Annotated in this window: 10 protein-coding genes; 5 read left to right on the forward strand and 5 right to left on the reverse strand. The window is 38.9% G+C overall.

Annotated elements, in window-relative coordinates; all coding sequences use genetic code 11:
* Complete coding sequence (gene mreC, locus EWU22_RS00375; protein WP_109324298.1) at window positions 1-840, reverse strand: rod shape-determining protein MreC; 840 nt, start codon at window positions 838-840, stop codon at window positions 1-3.
* Window positions 841-857: 17 nt separating this feature from the next.
* Window positions 858-1,883, reverse strand: coding sequence for a rod shape-determining protein (locus EWU22_RS00380; protein WP_109324299.1), 1,026 nt, complete (start codon window positions 1,881-1,883; stop codon window positions 858-860).
* 315 nt (window positions 1,884-2,198) lie between these two features.
* On the opposite strand from EWU22_RS00380, the gene EWU22_RS00385 reads away from it, so the two are divergent.
* Window positions 2,199-3,125, forward strand: coding sequence for an AraC family transcriptional regulator (locus EWU22_RS00385; RefSeq protein ID WP_109324300.1), 927 nt, complete (start codon window positions 2,199-2,201; stop codon window positions 3,123-3,125).
* Between the two features lie 80 nt (window positions 3,126-3,205).
* On the opposite strand, the gene EWU22_RS00390 is transcribed toward EWU22_RS00385, so the two are convergent.
* Window positions 3,206-5,173 carry a pseudouridine synthase gene (locus EWU22_RS00390; RefSeq protein WP_231962549.1) on the reverse strand — a complete coding sequence of 656 codons (1,968 nt, stop codon included), beginning with the start codon at window positions 5,171-5,173 and terminating at the stop codon, window positions 3,206-3,208.
* A 137-nt stretch (window positions 5,174-5,310) separates the two neighbouring features.
* Between EWU22_RS00390 and EWU22_RS00395 the strand changes: the two genes are divergently transcribed.
* Together EWU22_RS00395 and EWU22_RS00400 are read left to right on the forward strand one after the other, a co-directional pair.
* Complete coding sequence (locus tag EWU22_RS00395) at window positions 5,311-7,335, forward strand: OmpA family protein (protein ID WP_130923957.1); 2,025 nt, start codon at window positions 5,311-5,313, stop codon at window positions 7,333-7,335.
* Between the two features lies 1 nt (window position 7,336).
* The gene (locus EWU22_RS00400; protein WP_130923958.1) at window positions 7,337-8,677 is read left to right on the forward strand and encodes a dihydroorotase; all 1,341 of its coding nucleotides are present in this window, start codon (window positions 7,337-7,339) and stop codon (window positions 8,675-8,677) included.
* On the opposite strand, the gene EWU22_RS00405 is transcribed toward EWU22_RS00400, so the two are convergent.
* Window positions 8,674-9,348: a porin family protein gene (locus EWU22_RS00405; RefSeq protein ID WP_231962551.1), complete on the reverse strand. Its 675-nt coding sequence runs from the start codon at window positions 9,346-9,348 to the stop codon at window positions 8,674-8,676. The genes EWU22_RS00400 and EWU22_RS00405 overlap by 4 nt on opposite strands.
* Before the next feature lie 80 nt (window positions 9,349-9,428).
* On the opposite strand from EWU22_RS00405, the gene EWU22_RS00410 reads away from it, so the two are divergent.
* A complete protein-coding gene (locus EWU22_RS00410; RefSeq protein WP_130923960.1) occupies window positions 9,429-10,016 on the forward strand; it encodes a ribonuclease HII in 588 nt (195 codons plus the stop codon).
* A 36-nt stretch (window positions 10,017-10,052) separates the two neighbouring features.
* Window positions 10,053-14,033, forward strand: coding sequence for a S8 family serine peptidase (locus tag EWU22_RS00415; protein ID WP_130923961.1), 3,981 nt, complete (start codon window positions 10,053-10,055; stop codon window positions 14,031-14,033).
* Here the strand turns inward: EWU22_RS00415 and EWU22_RS00420 are convergent.
* Complete coding sequence (locus EWU22_RS00420) at window positions 14,030-15,022, reverse strand: YhdH/YhfP family quinone oxidoreductase (protein WP_130923962.1); 993 nt, start codon at window positions 15,020-15,022, stop codon at window positions 14,030-14,032. The genes EWU22_RS00415 and EWU22_RS00420 overlap by 4 nt on opposite strands.

Here is a 15,022-nt window from a genome sequence, read left to right on the forward strand (position 1 = left end):
TTATTCCGGCTTAGGTTTAGATTGTTCCAATTTGGCTTGTTGCCATGCTAATCTATTTTTAATCACGTAAACATATTGCAACGTAGAGAAATGAGTTAACAACATGATTTTAATATCATGAAAATTTCCATCCTTCTTCAAGCCAAGCTTAGCTACAATCCCAATAGGCACATTGGGAGGAAAAACCGCATTGTAATCCGATGTTACCACGGTATCTCCCTTAACTACTTTTTTGTATTTGGACACATCCATCATTTCAGCTACTTCGGGCTGCCAGCCGGCCCATTTAACATAGCCTAATTCGCCACTGGACTTTAATTTTGCCGAAACGGTGTTGTTAATGTGTAAAATTGAAATGACCATCGATAAATTCTCTGTGCAAGACAGTACCTTCCCTACAACTCCTGTGGAAGAAATAACGGCCATTCCTGGATGAAGCCCATCCTTGGTCCCTTTATCAATCGTTAAATAATTCTGAGATTGCTGGGTTGTCAAATCAATGACTTTGCAGGCTACGGGTTGATATCTATTTAGCACTGCCTCATTGATGTAGTAAGGCAACTTCAAATCGGGTGCTTTCTGGGCTTTCAATCGAAATACTTCTTGGCGCAATTGGGCATTTTCTGAAGCCAATTCTCGATTGATATCTCTCAACTGATAATAATTCTGAACTTCTTGTTTTTGAGCTAATAAAGACGCCACCCACTGATTTGTGGTATTAAAATATAGGGTTCTCTGGTAGTCGTTGTATTTAAAAACTGACCACAAACTGATCAATTCCAATACGAAAAACAATAGGAAGTTCCTTTGTCGTAAGAGGAATTGAAACAATTGATTCATACCAAAATATGGGGTGACTAGGTGATTAAAACAGGCTTATATTTCTCTAAATTCTTCAAAATTTCTCCTGTTCCACGAACAACGGCTTTTAAAGGATCGTCTGCTACATGAACTTTCAATTGCGTTTTCTTTTCAATACGTTTGTCAAGTCCGTGTAGCATGGCACCACCACCTGCCAAGTGGATTCCATTATGGAAAATATCCCCAGATAACTCAGCAGGAGCCCGCTGAAGCGTTTCCATGATAGCTACTTCAATTTTAGTAATGGACGAATCTAAAGCATATGCTATTTCAGAGTAATTGATTAAGATCTCTTTAGGTATACCTGTCATTTGATCACGACCACGGATTTCAAAATCAGCTGGTGGGTTTTCAAGTTCTGGTAAAGCTGCACCTACCTGAATTTTGATTTGTTCTGCAGAGCGTTCCCCGATAATCAGCTTATGCTCTCTTAATAAGTAATCTTTGATATCACGGGTAAATTCATCTCCCGCAACGCGTATTGAATTCTCTACGACGATACCGCTTAAAGAAATAATAGCTACTTCTGTGGTTCCTCCTCCAATATCTACTACTAAAGAACCGTTAGGTTGTTCGATATCTATTCCAATTCCAATCGCCGCAGCAATCGGCTCATGAACCATGTATACTTCACGTGCACCGGCATGCTCTGCCGAATCTTTTACCGCTCTCTTTTCCACCTCTGTAATACCAGAAGGAATACAGATCACCATGCGTAATGCTGGAGAGAAAAATGAATTTCCTTTGTCCATCATTTTAATCAAGCCGCGCATCATTAACTCAGCTGCTGTAAAGTCGGCAATTACACCATCTTTCAGTGGCCGAATCGTTTTGATGTTATCGTTGGTCTTTTCATGCATCATCATGGCTTGTCTACCAACGGCCAAAACCTTATTGGTAGTCCTATCCAATGCGATAATGGATGGCTCATCTACCACCACTTGATTTTTGTGAATAATCAGGGTATTAGCCGTACCTAAGTCGATGGCAATATCCTTGGTTAGAAAATTAAAAATTCCCATAATTGAATGCTAAAATATACTCCAGTCGCGTGGCTGAACTAAAGCTAAAAAACAAATTTACCAATAAAAAACGAGCTAATTATTTAAATTAAATCAAAAAATGGAATATCCTCGAAATAATTATAAAAGTCAATCTAAAGTACGCTTTAAATACTTTCCTACCCATAAGCTGTCAATTATAGGTTTATTACAATAATTTATTTGTCAATTTAAGGAAAAAATTGGATTAAATAATTTGGAATTATTATCTGTTTTATTAGTTTTGTCCAAGTTTAATCCTACAAATGTTCTGAATGTTTGTAAACGAGCAAAAAAATGGAAGATTATAACAAAATTATCGAATCCCTTGGTGTTAAATTCATTAAGGCGAGAAACATTAGAATATTACAACCAATCCGCATCAAAAATTATTATGATGTAGAAAACTCCCTCTTGATTTTGTACAAAGGTGAGGTTTCTTTTGGTGAAGAAGACACTCCTGTAGAAGAGGGTGATATGCTCTTTATACCTGGCGGAAAAATGGTTAGTGTGACCTACGGTAATTCTGAAAAACCGAAAGCCGTCAACAATGAAGAATTCATGACTCACCGTGAATTGTATTTCGATCAAAACATGGATCCTAATACCATCGGTAAAGCTGATAACTCATTTGGTATGGTAGCATTTGAAGCTAAGGTATTTGACTCGGTCAACTTCTTTACTTCCTTAGACATACCTCCGTTTTTGATAAAAAAAGATGATGACTTAGCGCAATCCATCAAGGAAATCTTGTTGGAAGACATGTCAGAAGAGATAGGCAAAGGTCGTATCATTAAAATCAAGACTGAAGAAATTGTTATTGAAGTGATTCGTTATATCATTCGTAACCGTTTGTTTGTCGAGCAATTAGCCACGAACAGTACTTATTTCAAAGACCCACGCTTAATTGACATTTTTGCTTATATCAAAGATAACTTGGGTGGTGATCTTTCAAATAAAGTTTTAGCAAACGTAGCCAACGTCTCTGAAGATTATGTAGGTCAATATTTCAAAATGCTGACTGGTATTAATCCACAGGATTATATTGAATACCAACGTATGGAAGCAGCTGTTGGATTATTAAGAACAACAAAAAAATCCATCCGTGCCATTGGTTCCGAAGTAGGCTATAAAGACACAGCTTATTTCTGCCGTCGTTTCAAAATGATGTTTGGTATCCCAGCTGGAAAAATGAGAAGAAGAGAATCATTGATGAATATATAATGCTTCGCTTGGTTGTTGAAATAACAAGCATCATGATAATTAAAACAAAAGGCCCATTCACATGGGCCTTTTGTTTGTTACTACATTAAGTATTTCAACTTAACCAATTCTCTTTCGGATAAATATCTCCAATTTCCTCTTGGTAAATCTTTCTTATTTAATCCTGCAAAGGTAGTTCTATCCAACTTGGTTACTTCATAACCTACGTGTTCGAAAATACGACGAACAATCCGGTTTTTACCAGAGTGGATTTTCACCCCTACAACATAGCCATCCGGTGTAACCTTAGCGATATCATCTACTTTGATTTCTCCATCCTCTAAAGTCAAACCAGCCTTAATTTTTTCTAAATCTTCATCCGTCAAGGGCTTATCCAATTCGGCTTGATAGATTTTTTCAATCTCATTGGATGGATGCGTTAATTTATCAGCTAATTCGCCATCATTGGTCAATAAAATCAAACCAGTCGTATTTCTATCCAAACGACCAACTGGATAAATGCGGGCATCCCCAGCATTTTTCACCAATTCCATCACTGTTTTACGATCATTGGGATCTTCAGTCGTTGTTATGAAATCCTTAGGCTTATTTAAAAGTACATATACAGGCTTTTCTCTGTTCAATTTACGGTTACCATATTTTACAATATCCGTTGGCTGAACTTGATAGCCCATTTCTGTAATCACTTTATTATTTACTTTGATTTCTCCTGCTTCAATCAACTTATCAGCATCTCTTCTAGAGCAAATACCTGCATTGGCAATGAAACGATTCAAACGAATGGAATCATTTTTGCGCTCTTCTTGAATGAATTTCTTTTGAACACGAGCAGGAGCTTTTTCTCTAAATCGATCTAATTTATACTGAGGGGTAAATGCTGGTTTTTCTTCATAGCGATTTCTACTTTTAAAGGTATCACGCTTCGAAAACTTGGCATTTCTTCCTTCAGAAAAATCTCTACTTTCTGGAGCATCATCTCTTCTAGAATTAGGACGAGTACGATCACTTGAATAAGCTCTTGGCTTTACTTCATCATTTCCCTGTTCGCTACTTGGCTCAGAACGAAAATCTTCTTTAGGTACAAATGGCTTATCCTCTGAAAATTCTCGGTTCGCATCATATGGCCTTCTCTCTCCATCTCCGAATGGGCGACGAGAATCTCCTGAATCTCTTCTTGGGCCTGAGAATGAACGGCGCTCGCCTCCTTCACGATTTCCTTCGTAAGGTTTGCGGTCTGAATCGCCTCTCGGTCCTGAATATGGTCTTCTTTCTCCGTCTCCTGATGGGCGACGAGAATCTCCTGAATCTCTTCTCGGGCCAGAGAATGAACGGCGCTCGCCTCCTTCACGATTTCCATCGTATGGTTTACGATCTGAATCACTTCTTGGTCCTGAATATGGTCTTCTTTCTCCGTCTCCTGATGGGCGACGAGAATCTCCCGAATCTCTTCTTGGGCCAGAGAATGAACGGCGCTCGCCTCCTTCACGATTTCCTTCGTAAGGTTTACGGTCTGAATCGCCTCTCGGTCCTGAATATGGTCTTCTTTCTCCGTCTCCTGATGGGCGACGTGAATCTCCTGAATCTCTTCTCGGGCCAGAGAATGAACGACGCTGCTCGCCTCCTTCACGATTTCCATCGTATGGCTTGCGATCTGAATCGCTTCTTGGTCCTGAATACGGTCTTCTTTCTCCGTCTCCAGATGGGCGACGAGAATCTCCTGAATCTCTTCTTGGGCCAGAGAATGAACGACGCTCGCCTCCTTCACGATTTCCATCGTATGGCTTGCGATCTGAATCGCTTCTTGGTCCTGAATACGGTCTTCTTTCTCCGTCTCCAGATGGGCGACGAGAATCTCCTGAATCTCTTCTTGGGCCAGAAAAACTTCTTGGGCTATCTGAACGTGGTCCTGAATAGGTACGTCCTTCTGAATTGGCACGAGGACCTGCATAAGGTGCTCTTTCTCCGCCTCTACTTGATCGGCGGTCGTCCGAAGACTTGGGGGTTGAATCTGAACGACGGCCGTCGTTCTTATCAATTCTTTTTCTCATAATACTAAATTTGCAACATCACTGCTGTAAGAAGCAAGACGCTTTTGTCTTGTAATTATTTCGATTTTCGAAATTTATACAAAGGTACGTGAAATAAATGAGCTTAGCTTGTTACATTTGAATTTCTTTTACACTCCATGAAATACGCCAAACCGAAGTCAACATTGCGCTTGATCATCCATTCCTTCCTAGGAATCAGTTTTGCGCTATGTCTTGTTGCTTGCCAAGGAGATGAATTTAAGCTCAAAAAAGCACTAAACTCATTTGATAAAGGGGAATATGAGCTAGTGATACAACAATTAAAACCATTAGCTGAGAAGGGGTATCAATTAGACCAAACCACATACTTTATTGCAGAATCGTATCGACTCTCTAATCGAATATCATCAGCATTGCCTTATTATCAAACAGCTTTAGCTAAAGGAAATTCGGATAATACGATTCGCTTCAATTTAGCCTTTGCCGCTAAGGCAACAGGGAATTATGCACTAGCTCAAACGACTTTAAAGGATTTTCTTCAAAATAAGCCCAGTAAATCATTGAAGCTCAAAGCGGAAATTGAATTAGAAAATCTCCCACAAGTAAGTGAGTTACAGAAAAAAAGTAGCCCCGTTGGAGTCCAAGCAATTCAAGGTAACACCCCAATGGCTGAATTCTCTGCTCGAAAATTAGGAGATGAATTAATCATTACCAGTTCTCGAAAACAAAGTATCTACAAAAACAACGGACTCCCCTATTTAGGATTATATAAGGCATCATTAAAAAGCCCCGTTGAAATTGGTTCATTGAATTTATTTAGTCCGATGATAGACAAAGAAAATGCCAATGAAGGGACTCCTGCATTTTCTAAAGATGGCAATACCGTGGTATTTGCACGAGGTAATACAGGGAAGAACAAAGATTTATCACCCGATGTGGACCTTTATATTAGTCGTAGAAATGGGAGTGATTGGTCTCTACCAGAAAGATTAGCCATATCTGACTCCATTGCATGGGATGGCAGTCCTGCATTTTCATCCGATGGCAAAACCCTATATTTTAGTTCTAATAGACGAGGAGGCAAAGGCGGCTTGGATATTTATCGTTCACCTATGGATAATTCTGGCAGGTTTGGTAGACCTATAAATTTAGGTTCTGCTATTAATACGCCTGGTGATGAGATATTCCCTTTTGTGAGCGAAGATGGGAAATTATATTTTTCATCAGATGGCCATCCTAGCCTAGGAGGGCTTGATTTATTTGTTGCCTCTCGCAATGAAAATGAAATTGTGATCGAGCATTTAGGTGTTCCCATGAACTCCATTTCAGATGATTTTGGAATTAGTTTAGTTGATTCTGTTTCAGGATATTTTAGTTCAAACCGTGCTGGAGGAAAAGGAGATGATGATATTTATTATTTCAAATCACCTTCCATCAACCCCGAAAGATGGTGGACCAATGAGGCTCCGCCAGTTGTAGCCGCTACTGAAAACAAGATTGTTCAATACTTTTTACAAACCGAAATCATTGACCCATCAGGCAAGCCTATTGATTCAGTTAAAGTCAGTATACGTAGAAATGGCCAAAGTATCGACCCAAGTTACAGCAACAAGAAAGGTCGTTTAGAAATCTTGGATTTAGCAGAAAATGACCAGATTGATTTTGTGTGTGAAAAAGAAGATTATTTAACTAAGAGATCAACCTTCTCCATGGAAGGGCGAGAAATTCCAGCTAGGTTATTAAAAAAGGAACTTACAGATACCACGTTTGTTTGGCAAATCGTCATGGACAAAGCAGAGGTGGGAAAAGAAATCACTCAATTGTATCAAATCAATCCGATTTACTATAATCTAGACCGTTCAGAAATTCGAAATGATGCTTCCGAAGAATTAGAAAAAATTGTTCAATTCTTACGTGATAATACCAATGTTTCGATTGAATTAGGATCACATACGGATTCAAGAGGCAGTGTTCCATATAACCAAAAATTATCTCAACGAAGGGCAGAGTCAGCCGTTCGTTACATCGTTCAACGAGGCATTGATCAAAAGAGAATCAAAGCTAAAGGATACGGAGAAAGTCAATTAGTCAATGAATGTGCTGATGGTGTAGAATGTAGCGAAGAAATGCACCAACAAAACAGAAGAACCGAATTTAAAATTACAGAAATCAAAGCGGAGTAATATGTCAAATTACCTATTAAAAAATGCCAAGATAGTCAACGAAGGACAGACAATTGAAGGGGATATACGCATTTCAAATGGCCGAATTGACAAAATAGCCAGTTCCATTAGTCCTCAAGGCAATGAGCAAATCATGGATTTATCTGGCAAACATATTTTCCCAGGGATGATTGATGACCAGGTCCATTTTAGAGAGCCTGGTTTAACACATAAAGCCCATATTGCTAGTGAAGCTAGAGCTGCCGTTGCCGGTGGTGTGACAAGCTTTATGGAAATGCCCAATACTGTTCCAAATGCATTAAGTCAGGAGATCTTAGCAGATAAATATGCTATTGCCCAACGTTCCTCTTTGGCCAATTATTCATTTTTTATGGGGGCAGGGAATGACAACCTAGAGGAAGTATTAAAAACCAATAAACAAGATGTCTGCGGAATAAAAATATTCATGGGTTCTTCTACTGGCAATATGTTAGTAGATAATACTAAAACATTGGAAAATATCTTTTCAAAAAGCGAGCTGCTAATAGCTACCCATTGTGAAGATGAACCAACGGTAAAAGCTCGAACTCAATTATTTCATGAAAAATACCCAGAAGAAGCGCCTGCTTTCATTCATCCGTTAATCAGAAATGAAGAAGCTTGTTACTTGTCTTCTTCGACTGCGATTGAATTAGCGAAAAAGTGGAATACCCGATTACATATTTTACATATCAGTACAGAGGAAGAATTAGCTTTATTTGAAACGGGCAAAGCTGCTAAAGAAAAACGCATTACTTCTGAAGTATGTGTACATCATCTTTGGTTTGATGCTGCTGACTACGAAAAGCTAGGAAATCAAATCAAATGCAATCCTGCTATTAAAGATTCAAGACATAAAAATGCATTAAGAAAAGCATTACAAACTGGGAGCTTAGATATTATTGCAACAGATCATGCGCCTCATACTTGGGAAGAAAAGCAACAAGGTTATTGGAAATCGCCATCAGGTTTACCTTTGGTCCAACATCCCCTATTGATGCTGTTTGATTTAGAAAAAGAAGGTGTGCTTTCGTTGGAACAGATTGCAGAAAAAACGGCTCATACGGTCGCTGACATTTTTCAAATTCAGGATCGAGGATATATTAGAGAAGGCTATTGGGCCGATTTAGCCATTGTAGATTTTGATTCGCCTCAAAAAGTTGAAAAATCCAATCTTCATTATCAATGCCAATGGTCTCCCATGGAAGGCTATACTTTTGGTGCCAGCATAGCCCATACTTTTGTCTCTGGACATCTAGCTTATTCTCAAGGGAAATTCAATGAAAGTCAGTTAGGAAAGCGCTTACTATTTCAACGAAACTAAAACATATCGTCGAAGAATACCCTTAAATAAAAACCAATGGATTGATTGTAGGTTTTAACTGGGGGCTCTGTGATATTTAAAAAACCAGTTTGATACGTAACACCCACCGAAACAAAACGCTTTGAAACGATTCCTATTCCAAATTTCAATCCAGCATCTAGTCGGCGAAAATCACTAGAAAAGCTTTCACTTGTATTTGTGACAGTCTTATAGCTCCCTGGTTTTGCAGGATTAGCTATTCGATTTTCTACTAAAGTCTTGTCCCAAAGACCTACCCCCAAATAGGGCCCGCCCCAAACAGAAACATTGCTAGAAAATTCAGATGCATTCCCCAATGTAAATTCAAAATTGGGATTAAAATCCAAGTAATTTAATGTAATTGTCCTTTCTGAATAAGTGGAATCCGTAAACGATGCTTTACCATGATGTCCACGCTGAGCTAAATTTATTTCTGGATTAAAACTCCAATGCTTATTGATGGGAAATTGCAAACCAAATCCTACTTCAACCGATGGCTTAAATAAATAAGCTTCCCCACTTGCACCATCTCCATTAAATCGAACCGTTTTAACAGCTAAATGAAATATTTTTTTTGTTTTGCCTTGCTGCGCGACGACAACTTGGGTCAAGGTCAAAAACAAAATTGAAAAAAGATAAATTTTTATGCGCATGAGATTGCTTAGAGAAATATTCATCAATTTTACAGAAATAAGATTAATTAAAGAGAACACCTTTCAGTAGTTAAATACAAATGTCGAAACTTCTTCCCTATTTATCAAATAAAGGTTTTGAGGCTGGTCTTGATGAAGCTGGTCGAGGTTGTTTGGCTGGACCTGTCATTGCCGCAGCTGTTATTTTACCTTTGGATTTTTATCATCCTTTTTTAAACGATTCCAAACAATTGAATGCCAAACAAAGAGCAATCTTAAAAAAAGAAATAGAAAGTGTAGCTATCGACTATGCCGTTGCTGAAGTAGATGCTCCAACGATTGACCAAATCAACATTTATAAAGCAAGTGTTCTAGCCATGCACTTAGCAGTTGATCAATTGAAACACCGTCCAGACCATCTTTTGGTCGACGGAAATCGCTTTATTAGCTACCCATTAATCCCTCATACTTGTATAGTCAAAGGCGATTCCAAGTTTTTCTCCATAGCAGCGGCATCCATTTTAGCTAAAACATATCGAGATGAATTAATGGAAAAACTAGCCTCAGAATATCCTGAATACGGTTGGGAGCGAAATGCAGGATATCCGACAATGGAACATCGAAAAGCTATTCTTAGTCATGGCCCCTGTCATTTTCACCGAAAAACCTTTCGTGTGCAAATCAAATAAATTATAGTATTTTCGAAATTCATATCCACTAACAATTTGAAAACTACACCTTTAATCAAGTTTTTTTCGGCGATTGTTCTATTTTTTTTAACATCTCATTCTAATTTGGGGCAAGGAGAATTATATCCTATAGAAAGAAGAAAGGCCATATTAAATTTTGCTGAACAATTTAGTAATCAAAAGGATAGTTTATATCTCAAAATTCAAAAACTAGCTGCAGAAAAGGGAATAGCTACTACTGCTAAAATTGGGAATCGATCCATTTATCTCCAAAGTATAAATCCAAACGGTAGGCCAATATACAAAAGTGTTTTCTCCAATAGAGCCGCATCTATTGCCACAAAAACAAATCAGTTCTATTCAGGGGGTTCATTAGGCATAAACCTGACAGGAAAATCAGATAGTTTATACGGGAAATTGGCTGTTTGGGATGAACAAACTGTTCGAGTTACTCATCAGGAATTAACGGGCAGGATATTACCTCAAGAAAAAACCGTCACCTATGGGGAGCATTCCACCCACGTGGGAGGAACCATGATTGCTTCAGGAATATTTAATCCAGAGGCTCGTGGAATGGCATTTGAAGCCACCCTAAAATCATGGGACTTCCAAAATGATGACGCCAAAATTAGTGCTGCATCTCCTAATCTTCTTGTTAGCAATCACTCTTATGGAGCCATTGCGGGTTGGAGTTACGATTCCGATGTGAACAAATACCGCTGGTATGGAGATGATAAAATGAGTGTGTCTGAAGATTATGTATTTGGTTTTTATGATGACGATGCGCAGGCGAAAGATAAGATTGCTTATAATTCCCCCTATTATTTAATGGTGGCCGCCGCTGGAAATAGCGCGGATGAGAATGGCCCTCCTGCAGGTCAATATTACCTTATTGGCAATACCAAAGATTCTTCTAATGTTGTCAGAGCTACCAATACAGGATTTAATACGGTAGCTAGCCCTGCTACCGCAAAAAATTTACTTTCTGTGGGTGCAGCAGAGCCACTGGCATCTCCTCCCGTTAAACCGACGGATGTTACCATCACCAGCTTTTCTAGTCGCGGACCTACCGACGATGGCCGTATAAAACCCGAAATCATTGGAATAGGGAAAGATTTATTTTCAACGGGATACCTAAGTAACACCGATTATGAACGTATGAGTGGCACTTCCATGGCAACTCCTCAAGTATCTGGTTCTCTATTTCTATTGCAACAACTAAACTTACAACTAAATAAAAAATTCATGTGGGCCTCTACGCTTAGAGGCTTGGTAACTCATACGGCATTTGACGTAGGTCAGGCTGGCCCAGATTACACCAGCGGTTGGGGATTATTGGATATGGAAAAAGCTGGAAAAATGCTGCAAAATAAAGATAAATCTTATGCTATTTCCGAAGAGACTTTACAAAATGGAGGCTCTAAAAAAATGGATTTAATTGCCTCAGGTAAAGGTCAATTGCACGTTACAATTGCTTGGACAGACCCTGCCTATGAAGGTAGTAATGGAAAAGTATTGCCCATTATTCCTTCCAGTGTAAATTCCCGCATTCCCATGTTAATGAATGATTTGGATATTCGCTTGCAGTCTGAAGATGGCCAATTATTGCCCTTTATATTGGATCCAGACAATCCAACTAAAGCGGCTGTAGCAGGTGATAATATTCGAGATAATATTGAACAAATTTTAGTCAAGAATGTAGTGCCAGGTAAAAGTTATAGTCTAACGGTATCTCACAAAGGCACTTTAAAGAATTCCAAGCAGGATTACGCACTATTAATTTCAGGAATGGGAGGCAAAGCTTACTGTGCTATTTCGGCTCAAAACAAAAGTAATATCTTAACGAAATTCGCCTTAGGAAGCTACAGTAACAGTGTTTCCACAAGTCAAGATTTCACCCAAAATGCCATTCCTGTAGAAATTGGCTCAAAAATCCCCATTGACCTAACTTATGGTTCTGCTCAATCCAAGCAAACTAAAGTATTCGTGGATTGGAATCAAGATGGGGACTTCGATGATTCGGGTGAAATGATTTTGGATAGCGGTATACTTACTGCTGGCACATTTTCAGGAAATGCCTCGAATTTTCCAGTTACTGAAACGGGACAATATTATCGCATGAGGGTTGTTACTGAATTAGGAAACAGTGCTAGTTTAGCTGCGTCTTGTGGGAGCATTAGTAGTGGAGAAATAGAAGAATATGTCATTTTAACCACGAATGCATCCAATGATATAAGTGCCTTATCAATTAGTTCACCAACGGGTAGCTTTTGTGCTACATCAACAAGCAGTAGCCTCAACATCCTTGTAAAAAACCAAGGCCTGAAAGATCAAGTGAACGTACCATATGAGTTGAAAATTCTACAAAATGGCATTCAGGTTGGAAAATATTCAGGCACTATTGCTGAAATTATATCAGGTAAAGAGACAGAAGAAACGGTAAGTGGGAACTTTAATTTGCTAGCCGGGCAAGCTTATACCTTTGAACTTACTACGCTATTGAGCACAGATCAAAATACATTAAACAATACTTATTCTCTCGTTAAAACAATTGAAAATCCAAGTGCCCCAATTATAAGTGGAATACAATGTTCTGGACAATCGGAGTTGACCTTAACGGCTACTTCAGGTACACCTCTTTGGTATAATAGTGATAATGCTTTAGTAGGATCAGGTTTAAATATTAAAGTACCCAGTAATAGTAAATACTCCGCTTCTTACAATGATTTTAGTGGTGGAATAGGTCCAAAAACAAAATCGGAATTTGGAGGAGGGACCTATTATGGTTCCTTTGGGCCAACTGTAATTGTGGAAGCAAAAGTTCCCATCATTTTGGAAAGTGCCCGAATTTATGTTGGTACAGCTGGAAGAATCACTTTTGATGTAATCAATAAAGAAACTGGAAATATCGTATCCTCTGTAACAAAAACAGTCAAAGCAAGTAGAACTCTTAGTAGTGGAGGTAGCACAGGCCAACTAGTAGATGACAAAAAAGATGAAGGGCTAGTTGTCAATCTTAATTTGCAAATACCAATTGCTGGCACCTATTACCTTAGTCAAACCTGCTTAGATGGTGCCTCGATATATCGAAGCAACCGAAGTAAATCAGATACCATCAATGCACCAATCAATATTGGATTTCCATATGCCATTCCCAATATACTCAATATCCCAGGTGCCTTGTTTAATAATGGGGTTATTACCTCAGGTTTCTACTATTTCTATGATATGAAATTTAAATCTTTAGGATGTCCAAGTCCTAGAGCCAATGCCAATATTAGTATAAAAGATACGCCCATTGCATCCATTAGCCCGGTTGGGGATTTAACGGTTTGTCAGGGTGCTACTGTATCCATTCAAGGCAATGCATCTGAAAACACCATCATTCAATGGTATTTAAATGGGAAAGCGATAACAGGCGCGACAAGTTTAAGCTACAAAGCAACCACAAAAGGTAAATTTGAAATGGTAGCCAGTTACGCAGGGTCTTGTCCTGTTACAACACAAGCACTAACGATTAATGTGGGAACCATTCCCTCTCCTGCTGTCAGTTATAGCACGGGTATTTTAAAGGCGCCTAGTAATGCCAACGCTTACCAATGGTACTTTGGAATCACAGCAATTACCGGAGCTAATCAAGCTAGTTATATTCCTATTCAATCAGGCGCATATCAAGTAAAAGTTACGGATACAAATGGCTGTTTAGCTGTGTCTGACTACATCAATGTGGTCATATTAGCAACGAAGAAGGAGAATCCATACCAACAATTAACACTATTCCCAAACCCAACAAGAGAGTTTCTTCAATTAGGATTACCCGATCAGTCTATACTGGATGAATACCATATTGAAATTTGGGATTTACAAGGAAAGAAAGTCCTAGAAAAAACCATCAGTTCTTCTTCTATTTCTGATAACAGTATTAGCATGGATGTTAGAGGCTTACCTTCAGGGTCATATGTATTGAGAATGGCGGATTACCCAAGCCAATCACCTGTGAAATTCATAAAATATTAGGACTGGATTTGAACAATAGTCCTACCTGTATGATTACCCTCTCGAATCTTAGCTAAATATGTTGGGGCTTCTGCGAGTGTAATTATGCGAGAAATATGATCCAATGGAATATTCCAAGCTGTGGCTAATTTATCCCAAATTTCTAGTTTCTTTTCTAAAGGGGAATCAGCTGAATATATTCCAAACAAATTAGCCCCGCGTAAAATAAATGGATAAATCTGCAAAGGTAGTTCGACGCTAGAAGCCATACCACATGCCGAAACAGCTCCTCCAAAATGCAGACTTTTAATAATCTTCGTTAGTACGTCCCCACCAAGCACATCAATGGCTCCTACAAATTGCATGGGATAAAGAGCTCGAGGTTTTTCCGATAAAAATTCCTCCCGATCAATGATTCGATCAACTCCCAATTGTTTCAAAAATGCATATTGGTCCACTTTCCCTGTGATTGCCGCCACTTGAAAACCTATATGTTTTAACAATAAAATGGACACTAAACCTACGCCACCAGTTGCTCCTGTCACCACAATTTCACCTTGATTGGGCCTAATTCCATGGTGCCATAAAGCCGCCAAAGCCATACCGGCAGTTAATCCTGCCGTACCCCATTGCATGGCTTTGAGACACGACATGCCGTGAGGAAGAGCTATGATCCATTGTACAGGTACCGAAATATATTCAGCTAATCCTCCATGTGTATTCATGCCCAAATCAAATCCTGTGACAATCACTTCTTGTCCTATAGCAAATGTTTCGCTGGGGTCTTGAACGACTTTCCCCACAGCATCGATACCTGGAATATGCGGAAAATCACGGGTGATGCCTTTATGTCCATTAGCAGAAAGCGCATCTTTATAGTTAAGCGAGGAAAAGCTTACTTGAATAAGGACCCTGTTGGGAACTAATGTAGAAAAAGGTAAAGACTGAAGCTGGGTTTCAAAATGCCCATCAGGCATCTCTGTCGTCCAAAGTGCGTTAAAAAAATCCAT

The sequence above is a fragment of the Aquirufa nivalisilvae genome, assembly GCF_004307455.1.
In the GTDB taxonomy this organism is placed as follows: domain Bacteria; phylum Bacteroidota; class Bacteroidia; order Cytophagales; family Spirosomataceae; genus Aquirufa; species Aquirufa nivalisilvae.